This is a genomic window from Brevundimonas sp., from assembly GCF_030704825.1.
Classification (GTDB): domain Bacteria; phylum Pseudomonadota; class Alphaproteobacteria; order Caulobacterales; family Caulobacteraceae; genus Brevundimonas.
The window spans coordinates 22,786-39,167 of the sequence record NZ_JAUYNX010000002.1 but is presented as its reverse complement, the minus strand read 5'-3'; the positions used below and the strand labels follow the sequence as shown (position 1 = coordinate 39,167).

General features: G+C 69.8%; 20 protein-coding genes. 9 read left to right on the top strand and 11 right to left on the bottom strand.

The window, feature by feature from the left end; all coding sequences use genetic code 11:
* Nucleotides 1-3 precede the first annotated feature (3 nt).
* From Q8Q71_RS01090 to Q8Q71_RS01080, 3 genes are all read right to left on the bottom strand, one after another.
* A complete protein-coding gene (locus Q8Q71_RS01090; protein WP_305757800.1) occupies nucleotides 4-546 on the bottom strand; it encodes a hypothetical protein in 543 nt (180 codons plus the stop codon).
* A 55-nt stretch (nucleotides 547-601) separates the two neighbouring features.
* A complete protein-coding gene (locus Q8Q71_RS01085; RefSeq protein ID WP_305757799.1) occupies nucleotides 602-1,171 on the bottom strand; it encodes an isoprenylcysteine carboxylmethyltransferase family protein in 570 nt (189 codons plus the stop codon).
* Nucleotides 1,172-1,317: 146 nt separating this feature from the next.
* The gene (locus Q8Q71_RS01080; protein ID WP_305757798.1) at nucleotides 1,318-2,289 is read right to left on the bottom strand and encodes a M28 family peptidase; all 972 of its coding nucleotides are present in this window, start codon (nucleotides 2,287-2,289) and stop codon (nucleotides 1,318-1,320) included.
* A gap of 161 nt (nucleotides 2,290-2,450) precedes the next feature.
* Between Q8Q71_RS01080 and ligA the strand changes: the two genes are divergently transcribed.
* Together ligA and Q8Q71_RS01070 are read left to right on the top strand one after the other, a co-directional pair.
* Complete coding sequence (gene ligA, locus Q8Q71_RS01075) at nucleotides 2,451-4,787, top strand: NAD-dependent DNA ligase LigA (protein ID WP_305757797.1); 2,337 nt, start codon at nucleotides 2,451-2,453, stop codon at nucleotides 4,785-4,787.
* Nucleotides 4,788-4,873: 86 nt separating this feature from the next.
* Complete coding sequence (locus Q8Q71_RS01070; RefSeq protein ID WP_305757796.1) at nucleotides 4,874-6,097, top strand: hypothetical protein; 1,224 nt, start codon at nucleotides 4,874-4,876, stop codon at nucleotides 6,095-6,097.
* A 7-nt stretch (nucleotides 6,098-6,104) separates the two neighbouring features.
* Here the strand turns inward: Q8Q71_RS01070 and Q8Q71_RS01065 are convergent, their stop codons facing one another.
* A complete protein-coding gene (locus Q8Q71_RS01065) occupies nucleotides 6,105-7,094 on the bottom strand; it encodes an aldo/keto reductase (protein WP_305757795.1) in 990 nt (329 codons plus the stop codon).
* 72 nt (nucleotides 7,095-7,166) lie between these two features.
* Nucleotides 7,167-8,981: an aminopeptidase P family protein gene (locus Q8Q71_RS01060; RefSeq protein ID WP_305757794.1), complete on the bottom strand. Its 1,815-nt coding sequence runs from the start codon at nucleotides 8,979-8,981 to the stop codon at nucleotides 7,167-7,169.
* A gap of 145 nt (nucleotides 8,982-9,126) precedes the next feature.
* Here Q8Q71_RS01060 and Q8Q71_RS01055 point away from each other — a divergent pair, with 145 nt between their 5' ends.
* Genes Q8Q71_RS01055 through Q8Q71_RS01035 form a run of 5 tightly spaced genes read left to right on the top strand, consistent with a single transcriptional unit; the run spans nucleotide 9,127 to nucleotide 11,016 of the window.
* Nucleotides 9,127-9,453 (top strand): helix-turn-helix transcriptional regulator, encoded by a 327-nt coding sequence (locus Q8Q71_RS01055; RefSeq protein WP_305757793.1) that lies wholly within the window; start codon nucleotides 9,127-9,129, stop codon nucleotides 9,451-9,453.
* Nucleotides 9,450-9,881: an SRPBCC domain-containing protein gene (locus tag Q8Q71_RS01050; protein ID WP_305757792.1), complete on the top strand. Its 432-nt coding sequence runs from the start codon at nucleotides 9,450-9,452 to the stop codon at nucleotides 9,879-9,881. Before Q8Q71_RS01055 ends, Q8Q71_RS01050 begins: the two co-directional genes overlap by 4 nt.
* Before the next feature lie 33 nt (nucleotides 9,882-9,914).
* On the top strand, nucleotides 9,915-10,136 hold the full coding sequence (locus Q8Q71_RS01045) for a hypothetical protein (RefSeq protein ID WP_305757791.1): 222 nt from the start codon (nucleotides 9,915-9,917) through the stop codon (nucleotides 10,134-10,136).
* Nucleotides 10,137-10,141: 5 nt separating this feature from the next.
* Nucleotides 10,142-10,570, top strand: coding sequence for a DUF1801 domain-containing protein (locus Q8Q71_RS01040; RefSeq protein ID WP_305757790.1), 429 nt, complete (start codon nucleotides 10,142-10,144; stop codon nucleotides 10,568-10,570).
* A gap of 14 nt (nucleotides 10,571-10,584) precedes the next feature.
* Nucleotides 10,585-11,016 carry a DUF1801 domain-containing protein gene (locus Q8Q71_RS01035; RefSeq protein ID WP_305757789.1) on the top strand — a complete coding sequence of 144 codons (432 nt, stop codon included), beginning with the start codon at nucleotides 10,585-10,587 and terminating at the stop codon, nucleotides 11,014-11,016.
* Nucleotides 11,017-11,044: 28 nt separating this feature from the next.
* On the opposite strand, the gene Q8Q71_RS01030 is transcribed toward Q8Q71_RS01035, so the two are convergent.
* The 3 genes from Q8Q71_RS01030 to Q8Q71_RS01020 form a co-directional block, all read right to left on the bottom strand.
* Complete coding sequence (locus Q8Q71_RS01030; protein ID WP_305757788.1) at nucleotides 11,045-11,536, bottom strand: hypothetical protein; 492 nt, start codon at nucleotides 11,534-11,536, stop codon at nucleotides 11,045-11,047.
* A gap of 68 nt (nucleotides 11,537-11,604) precedes the next feature.
* Nucleotides 11,605-12,282: an SMI1/KNR4 family protein gene (locus Q8Q71_RS01025; protein WP_305757787.1), complete on the bottom strand. Its 678-nt coding sequence runs from the start codon at nucleotides 12,280-12,282 to the stop codon at nucleotides 11,605-11,607.
* A complete protein-coding gene (locus Q8Q71_RS01020) occupies nucleotides 12,279-13,148 on the bottom strand; it encodes a 50S ribosomal protein L11 methyltransferase (protein WP_305757786.1) in 870 nt (289 codons plus the stop codon). Before Q8Q71_RS01020 ends, Q8Q71_RS01025 begins: the two co-directional genes overlap by 4 nt.
* Nucleotides 13,149-13,242: 94 nt before the next feature.
* Here Q8Q71_RS01020 and Q8Q71_RS01015 point away from each other — a divergent pair, with 94 nt between their 5' ends.
* The gene (locus tag Q8Q71_RS01015) at nucleotides 13,243-13,746 is read left to right on the top strand and encodes a hypothetical protein (protein WP_305757785.1); all 504 of its coding nucleotides are present in this window, start codon (nucleotides 13,243-13,245) and stop codon (nucleotides 13,744-13,746) included.
* An 80-nt stretch (nucleotides 13,747-13,826) separates the two neighbouring features.
* On the opposite strand, the gene Q8Q71_RS01010 is transcribed toward Q8Q71_RS01015, so the two are convergent.
* The 3 genes from Q8Q71_RS01010 to Q8Q71_RS01000 all read right to left on the bottom strand — a co-directional run bounded on the left by Q8Q71_RS01010 (nucleotide 13,827) and on the right by Q8Q71_RS01000 (nucleotide 15,596).
* Nucleotides 13,827-14,039: a DUF3126 family protein gene (locus tag Q8Q71_RS01010; RefSeq protein ID WP_298743451.1), complete on the bottom strand. Its 213-nt coding sequence runs from the start codon at nucleotides 14,037-14,039 to the stop codon at nucleotides 13,827-13,829.
* A gap of 64 nt (nucleotides 14,040-14,103) precedes the next feature.
* Nucleotides 14,104-14,925, bottom strand: coding sequence for a serine O-acetyltransferase (gene cysE / locus Q8Q71_RS01005; protein ID WP_305757784.1), 822 nt, complete (start codon nucleotides 14,923-14,925; stop codon nucleotides 14,104-14,106).
* 20 nt (nucleotides 14,926-14,945) lie between these two features.
* On the bottom strand, nucleotides 14,946-15,596 hold the full coding sequence (locus Q8Q71_RS01000) for an NUDIX hydrolase (protein ID WP_305757783.1): 651 nt from the start codon (nucleotides 15,594-15,596) through the stop codon (nucleotides 14,946-14,948).
* A 45-nt stretch (nucleotides 15,597-15,641) separates the two neighbouring features.
* Here Q8Q71_RS01000 and Q8Q71_RS00995 point away from each other — a divergent pair, with 45 nt between their 5' ends.
* The gene (locus Q8Q71_RS00995) at nucleotides 15,642-16,244 is read left to right on the top strand and encodes a nitroreductase (protein WP_305757782.1); all 603 of its coding nucleotides are present in this window, start codon (nucleotides 15,642-15,644) and stop codon (nucleotides 16,242-16,244) included.
* Nucleotides 16,245-16,382 lie beyond the last annotated feature (138 nt).

Genomic DNA, 16,382 nt, shown 5'->3' with positions numbered 1-16,382 from the left:
TCCTCAGTCGCCCATCCACCAGCGCAGGCGCACGTCGCGCACCGTCTGGCCCCCGGCGGTCAGCGTGCCGGTCAGAACCACGCCCTCGTCGCCCAGATTGCGGCGCGAGGTCGCCAGCGCGCCCGGGTCCAGTCGGCCCTCGAAGCTGACCCGGCCCAGCTCGGGCGAGGTTCCCTCGAACCGCAGGCGGTCGTCGCTGACCGCGTAGCGCGTGGGCAGGACCCGGGCCGTGACGCTGCGGGCCTCGCCGAGCTCGGTCTGGACCATCGGACTGGTGACGTCGTCGAACTGCAGCATGACCGGCGCGAACGTCGCGCTGCTGTCGTCCCCGGTCCACAAACGGAATTCGGCCGCCTGGCCCACGAAGACGTGGTCCAGGCTCCATTTGCCGACGCGCACATCGCTGGCCGGCATGTAGTAGCCGGAGAGGTCGCCGGTCGAGGCGTAGCTGAAGGCCGTCGCGGCGGGAGCTTCCGCCGGTTCCGGCGATCGCTCGCAGGACGCGAGGATCGCGAGGCAGGCGATGAGGCAGATTGAACGGCGCATCTCTACGGCTCCTTGAACGGTCCTTCCGATCACGGCGGGGCGCCGGTGTCCAGCGTCAGGGAAGCAAGGCGACCACCCGCAGCCAGTGCGCCGCCTGGCCGGCGTCGATCAGTTCGAACACCGGGATGGCCAGCAGGAAGACCAGCCCGTCCCGAATCGTCGTCACGAACAGGGTCGGCCGGATGGTCAGCTGCTCCTCGTCCCGCCAAAGCGAGAACCGCGGCCAGAAGCGCGGGGTGCGGGCCTTGTAGGCGACATAGACGGCCCCGAACTCCCGTTCGAGAAAGGCCTCCTCGCGCCGCACCGTCAGGTAGAAGACGGCCATGGCCGCCAGGACGAAGCCCAGACCGATGGTGACGCTGCCGCTCTGGGCCCCGATGCCGAAGGCGCCGATGTAGCTGAAGACATAGAGCGGGTTGCGGCTGATCGAATAGGGACCGCGGTCGACGATCTCCGCCTTCTTGCGGCCGCCGATGTAGAGCGAGCACCAGGCCCGGCCGACGATCGACACGATCATGGCGACAAAGCCGGCCAGTTCGACCCGCTCGTGCCATTCGCCGTCGACGCCGCCGATCGACTGCGTGACCAGCGCCAGCCCCACCAACCCCACAAGGGCCGCGAGCACGGCAACCTTCCGTATTCTCTGAACCGCGCCGAGATCCGGGGTCGGTCGATGAGTGATTGTCATGGGCGCGCCTCCGATCGCCGGACCAGACGGCTGGAGCGCGACTTTTTCAAGCCCGTATCTTTACGGATGTCCCGGGCGCGCGACTACCGGTCCAGCCCGGCGTCCAGCGCCCGGAACGCGGCGATCGACAACTCGGTGGCGCTGATGAACACGGACGGGGTGATCCGTTCGAAATCGTCCGACGGCCGGTGATAGTCGGGGTGATAGTTCACCCCCAGGTACAGGAACGGGACCTGGGCCCGGTGAAAGGCCGCGTGGTCCGAGGATTCGACCCAGTTGTCCTGACCCGTGTCCTGGGGCGTGTCCTTGCCGAACGCCAGGGCTACGGCGCCATTGGCCGGGATACCCTCCAGGATCGGTCGAAAGGCCGGGTTCTGGTAGGTCCCGGTAACCCACAGCCTGCCGTCGGTCTCGGCCCGCGCCGTCATGTCGAAATTCAGGTTCATGGCGATGGATTCGAGCGGCGCCGGCGGAGCCTCGACGAAATGTCTCGCGCCCAGCAGACCGTGCTCCTCGCCGTCGAGGGCCACGATCATCACGCTGTGCTCGGGCGCCTGGCGCTTCAGATCCGCCGCGAGGGCCAGCATGGTCGCCACGCCCGAAGCGTTGTCGTCCGCGCCGTTGAACACCTGGCCTTCCGCGTTGACGCCCACGTGGTCGTAGTGGGCGGTGACGACGATGTAGCGGTCGGTCACGCGCGTGCCGGGAATCAGCCCGATGATATTGACGCCGTTGAAGGTCTTCGGGCCGGCGCGGGTGCGGCCCTGCATTTCCCACGGTTGCAGCCGCCCCATCGGCGGCGGCGCGACGCCCAACGCCTCCAGCCGGCCGACGATATAGGCGCGCGCCCGCTCGCCGCCCGGGGCCCCGGTGTCGCGGCCCTGCATGTCGTCGGCGGACAGGATGCGGACATCCTCCATCAACCGGGCGTGCGCGGCCGGAACCGGCGCCGGCGCCGCCGGGACGGTTTCGGCGGGCGCGAGTCCGCCGCAGGCCGACAGCAGCAGAACCCCGCCGAGGGCGGACGACAGGGCGAGAAGGCGGGCGTGGCGCATGGAGGCTCCTTGGGAATCGCGGCGACGCTAGCGGGACGCGGCGGCGATGTCAGTTTAACTCCCTGTCATGCCGGACACCGTGGCCGCAATCCGGTTTCGGGGCCTCGAAACGGCGGCGGGCGATGCTAGAACGACCTGAAGAATCCTTCCGGCGAGCGCCCATGTCCGACCTTCCCGTCGATCAACTGACCGAGTCCGCCGCGCGGGAGGAACTCGACCGGCTGACCGCCGAACTGGCCCGGCACGACGCCCTCTATCATCGCGAGGACGCCCCCGAGATTTCCGACGCCGACTACGACGCGCTCAAGCGCCGGGCGCTGGAGATCGAGGACCTGTTCCCCGACCTGACCGGCCCGGCGTCTCCGTCCCGGGTCGTCGGCGCGGCCGCCTCGAGCCAGTTCGCCCCCGTCCGCCACGGCGTGCCCATGCTGTCGCTCGACAACGCCTTCTCCTCCAGGGAGGTGACCGACTTCGTGGCCCGCATTCGCCGCTTCCTGAAGCTGCCGGCCGACGAGCATGTCGCTTTCGTCGCCGAACCCAAGATCGACGGCCTGTCCGCCAGCCTGCGCTACGAGAACGGCGTGCTGGTCACCGGCGCCACGCGCGGCGACGGCCGGACCGGCGAGGATGTCACCGCCAATCTTCGCACCCTCGCCGACATTCCAAAGACCCTGTCCGGCACGGGCTGGCCCGATGTCATCGAGGTGCGGGGCGAGGTCTACGCCCCCAATGAGGCCTTCGACGCCTTCAACGCCGCCGCCGGGGCGGAAGGGTCCCGCACCTACGCCAACCCCCGCAATTTCGCCGCCGGCTCGCTGCGCCAGAAGGACCCGGCGATCACGGCGAAGCGGCCGCTGCGCTTCTTCGCCTATGCGTGGGGCGAGGTTTCCGGACCGTTCGCCGGAACCCAGGCGGATGCGCTCAAGGCGTTGGAAAGCTGGGGCTTTCCCGTCAACGCCCGCTCGCGCAAGGTCGAGGACGCCGCCGGCCTTCAGGCCCTGTACGCCGGGCTGGAGCGTGATCGGGCGGCCCTCGGCTATGACATCGACGGCGTGGTCTACAAGGTCGACCGCCTGGACTGGCAGGCCCGCCTCGGCTTCGTCGCCCGCACCCCGCGCTGGGCCATCGCCCACAAATTCCCCGCCCAGCAGGCGACGACCGTGCTGGAGGACATCGACATCCAGGTCGGCCGCACCGGTTCGCACACCCCCGTCGCGCGGCTGCATCCCGTCACCGTCGGCGGCGTGGTCGTGCGCAACGCCACCCTGCACAACGCCGACGAGATCGCCCGGCTCGACGTCCGCCTCGGCGATACCGTGACCCTGCAGCGGGCGGGCGACGTTATCCCGCAGATCCTCGGCGTGGTCGACGCGGATCGCCCCGGCCGTGGCCCGCCCTGGGTCTTCCCGCACATCTGTATCTGCCCGCTGAAGACCGCCCTGGTGAAGGAGACCAACGCCTCGGGCGAGGAATCGGTGGTGCGCCGCTGCACCGGCGAACTGGCCTGCCCCTTCCAGCGGATCGAACATCTCAAGCATTTCTGCGGCCGTCGCGCCTTCGACATCGAAGGCCTGGGCGAGAAGCAGCTGATCGCCTTCCACGAACGCGGCTGGATCAACCAGCCGGCCGACATCTTCCGCCTCGCCCGCGACGCGGAAAAGCTCGACGCCCTGCGCGCCGAGGACGGCTATGGCGAGACCAGCGTGGGCAATCTCGTCGCCGGCATCGACGCCCGCCGCACCATCGCCCTGGACCGCTTCATCTACGGCCTCGGCGTACGCGACATCGGCGAGCAGACCTCCATCGTCCTGGCCCGCGCCTTCGAAACCTGGCCCGCCTTCGAGGCCGCCTGTATCGCCGCCGCCGGGGGCATCCCGAGCGAGGCCTGGGTCCGGCTGAACGAGGCCCACGCAGTGTCTCCGCGGGTCGTCGCCGCGCTGGCGGAGGCCTCGCCGTCCGCCGCCGATCCATGGCCCGAGGCGCCCTTCGACCAGAAGATCGCCCTCGCCTTCCCCGGCCTCGCCGCGCCCGCCCGCCGCGGTCTCGCGACCCTCGCCGACGATTGGGCGGGTCTGGTCCATCTGGCGAAGGTGGCGCGCGAGGAAGGCCCCTCCGAGGGACTCGGCCAGATCGCCGGCGTCTCGGGCGTCGGCCCGGTCGCGGCCCGGGCGCTGGCCCTGTTCTTCCGCGAGCCCCACAACCGCGCCATGGTCGACGCCCTCGTCGCCGAACTGGACCGCATCGAGGACGCAGAACGTCCGAAGACCGATACGCCGGTCGCCGGCAAGACCGTCGTTTTCACCGGCGCCCTGGAACGCTTCACCCGCGACGAGGCCAAGGCCCGCGCCGAAAGCCTCGGCGCCAAGGTCTCCGGCTCGGTGTCGAAGAAGACCGACTATCTCGTCGCCGGACCGGGGGCGGGGTCCAAGATGGCCGACGCCCTCAAGCACGGGGTCACGGTCCTGACCGAGGACGAATGGCTGGCCCTGATCGATTGATCCGGCGCGGCGCGTATGGCGGCAGAAGACTGTTCCGGATGAAAAAACCAGATCGATAAACTCGCCGAACGCGTGCATATGGACTCATGGCTGATACCCGTCTCGATCCCGGGCCGGACGCTCGACGGCCGGTCGAGCGCTTCTCGAGCGAGGACCTCGGGTCCCTGCTCGAACGCTTCCAGGCCTCGGGCATGCTGGAAGAGGGCCGGATCAATCTGATCGGGCTGGACGCCATCGCCGAACGCCTCGGCGACCGTTGGGAAAGCCGGCGCGAGCAGATCTACCAGCACGTCGAGCGGACCCTCGGCAAACATCTCGAGAGCGGGGGCTTCTTTCAGCGCGTTTCCCCGACCGACTATCTCGTCGTCCAGCCCGAACTGGGCAAGTTCGGCGGCCAGGCCTCGTGCATGATCTACCTGCGCGACCTGCTGGCCCACTTCCTGGGCGGCGCCCTGCCCGAGACGCTGGATGTGCTGGAGGTGACCAATCTCAGCGGTGGCCGGATTTTCGCGGCCGAGATCGACGGCGCCTACGCCCTCGACGCCGCCCGCACCGAACCCCGCGTCGCCCCGCCCGAAGTCCGGCCGCTGCCGGACGCCTGGAACCCCTTCGTCGCCGCCGACGGCCGGGTTCTGCGGGTGTCATGCGCGCTCGAGCCGGTCTTCGAACTCAGGACCTTCTCCCAGATCGGCTTCCGCATCGCACGGCGGGTGCTGAGCATGCCCGGCGAGATCGAACTGAACGCCCAGGACCTGCGCAACCTCAGCACGGCCGACGTCGAAAGGGTCGACATCGCCACCATCGCGCGGGGCGTCAGCCGCCTGCGCGCCGAACAGGGCAACGCCAAACAGCCCACCCTCTTCCTGCCGGTCTCCTACACGACCCTGGCGAGTCAGCGCGGGCGCGGCCCCCTTATCGCCCGGTTCAAGGAGGCGACCGCGGGCGTCGAAAAGGGCGTGGTCTGCGAGATATGCGACATCGAAGGCGTGCCGGGAAGCGCGCTGGCCGCCGTCACGGTGCTGATAAAGCCCTTCTGCCTGATCGTCGCCGGCAAGCTGCGCGAGGCTCCCGCTCGTACGCCCGAAGACCTCCGCGACGTCCGGCTCCAGGGCGTGGCCTTCGAGAGCGCCCCCCACCCGCTCGACCACCAGGAATTCCTGACCTGGGCCGAGCGGGCTGTGACCAACGCCAAACGCGTCACGCGCTCGGTGATCATCCACGGCCTGTCTGCGCCCGAATATCTGGCCCTGGCCGGTCTGGCCGGGGCCTCCCACGCCAGCCTCGGCTCCCGCCGCGCCACGACTGGCTGAACGCGGATCAGCGGTTCAAGGCCGCTCGCGCCGCCTCGGCGTAGCGATGGCCCGAGGCCGCGCCCTTGGGGAAGACCGCTTCGATGCGCGCCATATCGTCCGGGGTCAGGGCAATATCGACCGCCGCCGCGTTCTCTTCCAGCGTTCGTATCCGTCGGGTTCCCGGGATCGGCACGAGATGCGGCCCCTGAGCCAGCACCCAGGCCAGAGCCAGTTGCGCCGCGGTCACGCCCTTGTCCGCGGCGATCCCGGCGACCGCGTGAACCAGGTCGATGTTCTTCTGGAAATTCTCTCCCTGGAACCGCGGGTTCGAGCGGCGGAAGTCGTCGGGCGCCAGGTCGTCGACCGATTTGATCTCGCCCGACAGGAAGCCCCGGCCCAGGGGGCTGTACGGGACGAAGCCGATGCCCAGCTCCTCGCAGGTCGCCAGCAGTTCGTCCTCGGGCTCGCGGCTCCACAGTGAATACTCGGTCTGCAGGGCGGTGATCGGGTGGGTCGCATGGCCTTTTCGCAGGGTCGCCGGCGAGGCTTCCGACAGTCCGAGGAAGCGCACCTTGCCTTCCTTCACCAGCTCGCCCATCGCCCCGACCGTCTCCTCGATCGGCGTGTTCGGGTCGACGCGGTGCAGATAGTAGAGATCGACGTGGTCCATCCCCAGCCGTTTCAGACTGCCCTCGATGGCGCGGCGCACGTTCTTCGGCGAGCCGTCGACGGTCAGGGCCGTGCGGTCGGCGTTGTAGCCGATGCCGAATTTCGTGGCGACGAAGGCCTTGTCCCGCCGGTCCGCCAGCGCCTTGCCGACCTGGATCTCGTTGGTGTGGGGGCCGTACATCTCGGCCGTGTCGAAGAAGGTGACGCCGAGGTCGAGCGCGCGGTGGATCACCGCCGTCGCCTGCCCCTCGTCGGACGGCTGACCATAGAAGGCGGCCATGCCCATGCAGCCCAGGCCGATGGCCGAAACTTCAGGGCCCGAACGGCCCAGCGTGCGCGTCTTCATGAGCGCTCTCCTTGAAATGTGGGGGGCCGGCGGCGCATCCGCCGGCTCACTGGAGATGGGCGCCGTTCGGCCTTATTTCAAGGGGGCGGCCTGCGCCTTCAGCCAGTCCAGCGCTGCCCCATCCAGCAACGGCCCGACCTTGGCCAGCACCTCGGCGTGATAGGCGTCGACATAGGCGCGCTCGGCCGGGGTCAGCAGGCCGACGTCGATCAGCCTGCGGTCCAGCGGCGCCAGGGTCAGTTGCTCGAAGCCGTGCATCGGCCGCTCGCCGCCGGGGATCGGTTCCGGCGGCGTCACCACCTGCAGCGTCTCGATGCGGATGCCCCAGTGGCCCTCGCGGTAATAGCCCGGCTCGTTGGACAGGATCATGCCGGTCAGCAGCGGCTGGCTGTTCACCGCCTTGGCGATCCGCTGCGGCCCCTCGTGGACGCCAAGATACGATCCCACGCCGTGGCCGGTGCCATGGTCGTAGTCGAAGCCCTGCATCCACAGCGGCAGGCGCGCCATGGCGTCCAGCTGATGCCCCGTCGTCCCGGCCGGGAAACGCACCACGGCCATGGCGATATGGCCCTTGAGCACGAGGGTGAACATCCGGCGCTGATCAGCCGTCGGTTCGCCCACCGCCATGGTGCGGGTCACGTCGGTGGTGCCGTCCAGATACTGGCCGCCTCCGTCGACCAGCAGCAGGGAGCCCTTCTCGATGCGGCGGATGGTGCGGGTCACCGGCTTGTAGTGCGGCAGGGCGCCGTTCGGCCCGGCCCCGGCGATGGTGTCGAACGACAGGTCCTTGAGCGCGCCGGTTTCCTCGCGGAACCGTTCCAGCGTCTCCGCGATCTCGCGCTCGTCGGGCAGGGTCTCCTGCCCCGTCGTGTCGACCCAGTGAAGGAACCGCGTCAGGGCCGCGCCGTCGCGGATATGCGCCTGACGCGTCCCCTCGATCTCGACCGGGTTCTTGCAGGCCCGCGGCAGGGCGCAGGGGTCCATGCCGCGCACCACGGTCGCCCCCGCCGCTTCCAGCCGGTCGAAATACCAGGCCGGCGACTGGCCGGGATCGATCAGCACCTTGTGGCCCGACAGGGCGTCCAGGGCGCCCTCCAGCGCCTCGGGCGCCTCGACCGACACGGCGTCGCCCAGCCAGCCCGGCAGTGCGTTGGTCACCTTGCGCGGGTCGAGGAACAGTTTCGCCGTCCCGTCCGCCTTCACCACGGCCTGCCCGAGCGGAAGCGGGGTGCGGATCACGTCCCCCCCGCGAATGTTGAACAGCCAGGCCAGCGACGCCGGCGCGGTCAGCACCGCCGCCTCGGCTCCCGCCCGGGCCACCGCCTCGCCGATGCGGGCGCGTTTCGAGGCGCTGCTCTCCCCGGCGTAGCGGTCCTCATGCGGGACGACCGGCGCGGCCGGCTGCCCGGGCCGTTCGTCGGCCCAGGCCAGGTCCAGCGGATTGGGCTCGACCGGCTTCAGCTCCGCCCCGGCCTTCGCCGCCGCCCGCTTCAGGGTCGCCAGCGCGTCGGGGCTGTGCAGCCGCGGGTCATAGCCGATGACCGCGCCCCTGGGCGCGCGCTCCAGCCAGGCCGGCACGCCGCCCTCGACGAGGTCGAGAATCTCGAACTGCGCCGGATCGACCTGGGCCCGGACCTGCACCGTGTAGCGACCGTCCGCGAACACGGCGGCCCGGTCCATCAGCACGGCGCCGGCGCCGGCCGAGCCGGTGAAGCCGGTCAGCCACGCCAGCCGGTCGTTCGCGGCCGGTAGGTATTCATTCTGGTGCTCGTCCTCGTGCGGCACCAGCAGGCCGTCGAGACCCTGCTCGGCCATCCTCGCCCGGACGCGGGGCAGGTGTTTCGCCCCGAAGGACGGATCGGTGGTTTCATCGAAGGACTGGCGCATGGCGGAGCCATAGCATCCCCGCCGCGGTCGTGGGGAGGCCCGATCCCTCCAGGCCGGCGGCCCATGGGGTCGCTCCACATTTCCTCTTGCCCAACACATATCCCGTCGGTTATGCATTCAATCAATAGCCAAAGAGTTATATGTTTTGACGCCGACCACCCCCGATGCGCTCTTCAGAACCCTCGCCGATCCCACCCGGCGGGCGCTGTTCGAACGGCTGTGCCGCGAAGGAGAAACAACGGTCGGGGCGCTGACGGCCGGGGCCGGCGTTTCGCAGCCGGCCGTCTCGAAACACCTCGGGGTCCTGAAACAGGCGGGGCTGGTGCGCGACCGCCCCGACGGCCGCCAGACCCACTACAGCGCCCGGCTCGAAGCCCTGGCCCCCCTGGCCGACTGGACCGGCCGGATGACCGGCTTCTGGGAAGCCCGCATCGACCACCTCGAGGACCTGCTCAAAAGGATGGACCAATGACCCTTGCCACGACCGAAACCCGCTCCGTCGTCGTCGAGCGGGAGATCCCGTTTCCGCCGGAGAAGCTCTGGCGCGCCCTCACCCAGCCGCACCTGATGGAGGAATGGCTGATGAAGAACGACTTCAGGCCGGTCGTGGGCCACGGCTTCAAGCTCAGCGGAGACTGGGGCGGGGTGCTGGACTGCGAGGTCCTGACCGTCGAGCCGGAAAAGACCCTGTCCTACACCTGGGATTATGCGCACGACGATCCGGCGTACGCCATGAAGAGCGTGGTGACCTTCACCCTCACCCCGACGGACGCGGGAACGCATCTGCGCGTGGAACAGGCCGGCTTCCGCCCGGATCAGAAACAGGCCTTCGGCGGCGCCAACGCCGGCTGGCGGCAGTTCCTCGCCAACCTGGAACAGCTTCTGGCGCGGGTGGACTAGCCCCGCCTTCGACTTCATCGAGAGGAGATCCCCATGACCTGGAACGCCTGGATCCGGCCGCTTCACCGCTGGACCTCGATCGTCTTCGTCGCCGTCGTCGTCGCCATTTTCGTCGCCCTCGGAACCGGAAATCAGCCCGTTGAATGGGTGTATTTCCTGCCGCTGTTCCCGCTCGCCCTGCTTGCCCTCACCGGCCTGTACATGTTCGTCCTGCCCTATGTCGGCCGGCGGCGCGGCGGGCGCGGATCGGAGTGAAGGCGATGACCAGGAAGCCTGGGAAGGCCGCCGGGCCCGGCCTGCTCTCGGGCGGCAACCCCCGGATCGCCAAGGGCTACGGCGACGCGCCCGTGCAGGCCTGGATCAAGGCCGCGCCGGGCTGGAAAGGCGACGTCGGCCGCCGCCTCGACGCCCTGATCGAACGCACGGTCCCGGGCGTGAAGAAGGCGGTCAAATGGAACACGCCCCTGTACGGGGCCGAGGACGGGGTCTGGTTCGCGAGCTTTCACGCCTTCGACCGCTATCTGAAGGTGGCCTTCTTCCGCGGCGCGGCGCTGAAGCCCATGCCGCCCGTCGCGTCGAAGCAGAAGGACGTGCGCTATTTCCACATCCACGAGGACGATCCGTTCGACGAGGTGCAACTCGCCGACTGGATCAAACAGGCCAGCCGGTTGCCCGGCGAACGCATGTGACGAAGGGAACCCCCATGGGAAAGATGGATATCGACCCGGCCGAAGACGGCCTTCCCGCCTCGCAGCGGATTGACGCGAAGATCGCGGCGCTCGGCGACTGGCGGGGTGCAACGCTCGCCCGGATCCGCGCCCTGATCCATCAGGCCGACCCCGAGGTGGTCGAGACGGTGAAATGGGGCCGCGTCCCGGTGTGGGAGCACGCCGGCATCCTCACCACCGGCGAGACCTACAAGACCGCCGTCAAGATGACCTTCGCCAGGGGGGCCTCGCTGCCGGACCCGTCGGGCCTGTTCAACTCCAGCCTCGAAGGAAACACCCGCCGCGCCATCGACTTCCATGAGGGCGACGCGATCGATGAAGAGGCGCTGAAGGCGCTGGTTCGCGCCGCCGTGGCCCTGAACCTGTCGCGCCCCGCCCGCTCCCGAAAGGGACCGGACGGGGTCTGAAGACGGCAGCCTCGCCCGGCGGTCCCCGCTAGTTCTGCGGCGAGGTCGGCGTCACCACCGCGACGCCGCCCGGCGCGGGGGCCGGCGCCTGGGTCTCGCGCTCGATGATCACGGGCTGGGCGGCGCGGGCTTCCGCGGCGCGGGCCTCGCTTGCGGCGCGGACGGCGTCGGCCTGCGAGCGCGCGGCGTCGGCGCGGGCGATGTCGACGCTGGCCTGGGCGCCGGCGACCTGGCCCTGGATCAGCGCCGAGTCCGCCTGGGCCTGGGCCGCCGCTGCGTCGAGCTGGGCTTCGAGCAGGGCCTCGTCGGTCTGCGGGTCCGCGCCGCGCGCGAACAGGATCCACAGCACGGCGATCAGCACGATCCCGCCCAGGATGCCGGCGATCCACCACCCGGTGTTGGAGTCGCGCACGAGGACGGTCTCGGTGCTCTCGGTCGTGCGGGACGGAGTCACCACGGTCTCGGTCACCACCGTCTCGCGGCGGTCGGCGGGATCGAGGTTGGGGTCATACTGGGTCACGGCGTTTCCTCCACTGAACTGCCGCAACGGTTGCGCCCCGCGCCTGTTCCGCCGTTAACCCACCCGCCTCACTTCGGTGTGCGGAACAGGTTCCGCAGCCCGGGCTTCCGGACCTTCGGCTTTTCCCACCGTCGCGCCGGTTCGGGCAGGAAGTGTTCGTGCGGGGCCAGCCGCTCGCCCCGATCACCGACCAGCGCCGCCATTCGATCGAACTCGCTGAACAGCATATCGCTGAACGAATCCCATGACGCCGACACGTCCGTCGCATCGGTCATCGAACACAGGGTCACGCCGCCGTCCTGGCGGAGAAGCAGATATCCTTGCCCCGACCAGCCTGAAGCGGTTCCGAGGACCCAGGCGGTATAGGGGGCGCCCGCGGGCCAGCCGAACTGATTGCCGTAGTCCAGGCTGATGGTCTGACCCACGCCGACGCCGCTCCGGTCGATCGGCTCGCGATCGGTCCCGCGGATGTGGCTTCCGTTCAGACGCAGATGTCTGAAGAAGCCGGCGCCATTGGCCCAGCCGAGGAAGCAGCGGTATTCAGCGGGCAGTTGCCGGTCGTAGGCCGCTTCAGTCAGCGCGAGACGATCTTCCGACAAGCCGGGATAGAGGGTGTGCAGATAGGCCAGGGCGCCTTCGTCAGGCACGTGACAGACTTGCAGACCGCCGCCCTCGTGTTCGACCCAGCCCGCCGGCCGCCAGCGCTCCAGTTTCGCCAGAAGCGGCTCGGCGCCCTCCCAACTCACCCCACCCGCCTCAGCACCAACGCGCTCCACGCATCGCGGTGGATCCGCCGCTCAAGAACGAATCCGCGCGACAGATAGGCCGCCGACACCCGCCGCTCCTGCGTCCGCAGCAGGCCCGACAGGATGGCCACCCCGCCGAGGCTCAGCGCCTCCTTGATGTCCTGCGACAGGCTCACCAGCGGCGGGGCCAGGATGTTGGCGAAGACCAGATCGTAGGGGCCGTGCTGGCGGACCTTGCGGTCGTTCAGCCCGAAGGCGTGGACGAAGCGGGCGTCGGCCATGTTCAGTTTCGCGTTCTCGTTGGCGATCCGGACCGAGGGCTGGTCGATGTCGGTGCCGACCGCGACCTTCGATCCCGTCTTCGCCGCCGCGATGGCCAGCACCCCGGTGCCGCAGCCGACGTCCAGCACGCGTTCGAAGCGTTCGCGCTTCAGCAGCTCGTCGAAGGCGATCAGGCAGCCCACCGTCGTCCCGTGGTGGCCGGTGCCGAAGGCCGCGCCGGCGTCGATCTTCAGGTTCACCGTGTTCCTGGGCACGACGCCCTCGTCATGCGCCCCGTAGACGAAGAACCGTCCCGCCCGCACCGGCGGCAGCCCTGACAGGGACATGGCCAGCCAGTCGGCGTCGGCCAGTTTCTCTACCACGACCGTCAGGCCGTCGTGCGCCTTCAGCCGCGCCTCGATGCCCCGCGCGTCGTCGGCGTCGTTGGGAAAGGCGTCGATGCGCCAGAGGCCCCTGTCCTCGTCCTCCTCGAGGATCGAATAGGTCGCGCCTTCCAGCAGCGGGTCGGAATCCAGCGACGCGGCCGCGGCCTCGGTGATTTCGCGCGGGCCGCGTGCGATTATTTGAACTGCGGACTCGGACATTTCTCAAACACCGCTATCATGACGAATCGAGACACGCGCTGGCGTGCTCTCCTGCGCCAGCATCAACCAACAGAACCGAGGGGTCGGGGAATTCATGGCCAAAGCACCATCCAAGCCTAAGGCGGCCGCCAAACCGAAGCCGGCCGTCGCCGCTTCCAAGCCGAAACCGGCGACAAAGTCGAGCGCCGCGCCCAAGGCCGCCGCCAAGTCCGCCGCCGTCAAGGCTGCGCCGAAGGCCGCCGCCAAGCCCGCCGTGAAGGCCGCGCCGAAGCCCGCCGCGAAAAAGCCGGCCGCAAAGCCCGCTGCGAAGGCCGTCGCCAAACCCGCCGTCAAGGCAGCTCCCAAGGCCGCCGCCAAGCCGGCCGCGAAGAAGCCCGCCGCCAAGCCTGCGCCGAAGGCCGCCGCGAAGCCCGCCGCCAAACCCGCCGCTGCGCCCAAGCCTGTCGCGGCGCCGGCTGCCGCCCCGAAGCCCGCCGCCGCCGCGCCGACGCCCGCTCCGAAGCCGGCGGCTCCGGCCCCCGCTCCCGCCGCGGCCAGGCCCGCCGAGGACAAGGGCTTCTTCGCCGCGCTCGGCCGGTTCATCTTCGGCAAGAAATAGTCGTCGACGCCTGAAACGATGAAGCGCCGGAGGAGCGATCCTCCGGCGCTTTTTTCATGCGCGTCGATCGACGACGGCGATCAGGCTTCCGGCAGGTCTTCCGCGAGGATGGCCATCTCGAACATGAAGCTGCCGGCCTCGTCCTCGTCCTCGAAGACCACGCCGATGAATTCGTCGCCGACATAGACCTCGGCCGAGTCACTGGGCTTGCCGCGCGGCTTCAGGATGATGCCGCCGGTGTTGAAGGTGCGCTTCAGGTGCGTCTCGACGCGCTTCATGTCGGCGGTGTTCATGGGTGGGCCTCAGGTCAGTCGTGAAGCCGCGGACCCTAGAGAAACCCGCCCCGCAGGGAAACCCTCAGATGACGAAGTCGTAGACGATGTCGGCCAGGGTATGATCCATGGTCCGGGCCGGCGTCGCCCCGGTCGGGCAGTTGACCAGCCGCGCGGGCACCCCCGCCACGGTGCAGCCGGCCGGCACCGGCTTCAGCACCACCGAGCCCGAGGCCACCTTGGCGTAGTCGCCGACGGTGATGTTGCCCAGCACCTTGGCCCCGGCCCCGAGCAATACGCCCCTCCCGATCTTGGGGTGGCGGTCGCCGCGCTCGGCGCCCGTGCCGCCCAGGGTCACGGCGTGCAGCATCGACACCTCGTCGCCGACCACCGCCGTCTCGCCGATGACGATGCCGGTGCCGTGGTCGAGGAACAGGCCCGAGCCCAGACGCGCCGCCGGATGGATGTCGAGCTGGAACAGTTCGGAGATGCGGCTCTGGAAATGGAAGGCCAGGGTCTCGCGGCCCTGGGTCCACAGCCAGTGCGACACCCGCCAGGCCTGCAGCGCCTGGAAGCCCTTGAAGTAGAGGAAGGGTTGCAACAGCGTCTTGATCGCCGGATCGCGCTCGGCCACGGCCCTCAGATCGGCCTCGGCGGCGGCGACGATGGCCGGATCGGCCTCGAAGGCGTCCCGGCACACCTCCCGCACGGACATGGGTCCCAATTCGCTGTCGCCCAGCTTGCGCCCGATCTGGAAGCTGAGGGCGCTGGCGAGATCGTCATGCGACAGGATGACGGCGTTCATCTGCGACGCCAGATGGGGCTCGTCCCGCGCCGCCGCCTCGGCCGAGGCGCGCAGATCCGACCAGCAGTCGGGTCGCCGGGCGACGACTTCGAGCTTGGGCATCAGCGACTCCTTCGGGCTCATCATACGCTCGCCAGCATGGCCTTCGCCAGTTCCGGCGGCAGTTCACCCTCCCGCGCCATATGGTAGGCCCTGAGCGCCGTCGCCAGCGTGAACATGTCCCGGATCGCGCTGGCGCGAATCTCGTGCAGCAGACTCCCGAACGGCACGCGCGCCACGCGGATGATTTCGGTCGGGTCCGGCGCGAGGGGCACGGGCGTCAGTCCCCACGCCACCCAGGCCACGGCCCGCTCGTCGGTGATCGAATTGCTCATCTCGGCCTTGTAGGCCTGCCGCCAGGTCGCCGCCTCCAGCCCCGCCTCCTCGGCAAGTTCCCGCTTCGCGCCCGCCAGCGGATCCTCGTCGAACGGAGCCCCGCCCTCGGGCATCTCCCACGACCAGTTCATCAGGGCGAAGCGCTGCTGGCCCACCAGGGTCACCGTCCCGTCGTCGTGCAACGGCAGCACCCCGACCGAGAGATTCTTCGGCCGCATGACGACGTAGTCGGCCTTCATTCCCGTCGGCGCCGTCGCGTCGTGGCGCGTCAGCCGCAGCCACGGGTTCTCGAACGTCGTCGTCGAGCCGGCGTCCCGCCACGGCGGCGGCCGGTCGCTCCCGTCATCCCAGCCGGGCAGAGGGCGGTCGGTATCGAAGGCGTCATGCGAGTCGCTCATCAGCGGGGTATGGCGCCGACCGCGCGCCTCGCCTAGCTAGGCGGCATGACCGACGCCGACCTGGGGCTCCCGCTCCCCCTGCCCGTCCCCTCGCCCGAGATGCAGGACCGTCTTTCCCGTCGCCGCTCGGCCCCCGCCCAGGCCCTGGCGGCGCCCGGCCCGTCGCCGGCCGAGGTCGCCCGCATCCTGGCCCTCGGCGCCCGGACCCCCGATCACGGCAAGCTCTTCCCCTGGCGGTTCGTGGTCATGGGCCCGCGGACCCGGGGCGAACTCGCCGCGGCCCTGATCCCGCTGGCCGCCCGTCAGCCCGGCCCCGACAAGGCCCGCGCCGTCCTCGGCAAGCTGACCGCCGCCCCGGTGACCATTCTCGTCGTCTCGGCCCCGGTCCCCGACCCCAAGGTCCCGCGGTGGGAGCAGGAACTGTCCGCCGGCGCCGTCTGCATGAACCTCGAACACGCCGCCGGCGCCCTGGGCTATTCGGCCAGCTGGATCACCGACTGGTACAGCTATGACCGCGAGGCCCTGGCCCTCTACGGGGTCGGCGAGGACGAACGGGTCGCGGGCTTCGTCCACATCGGGACGCTGGCCGAGCCCCCGCTGGAGCGCCCGCGTCCGGACATGACGGCCCTGACCGTCTGGCGCGACTGAGGCTTCAGACGCGGAACAGGCCGAAACCGGCCAGGGTCGCGACCGCCATCAGGGCGGTGACCAGCACCAGCAGGGCGGTCAGGATGTTTTCGGTGCGGTCGGGCCGGTTGAGCATGGCGGCGGTCTCCGCCCCCATCC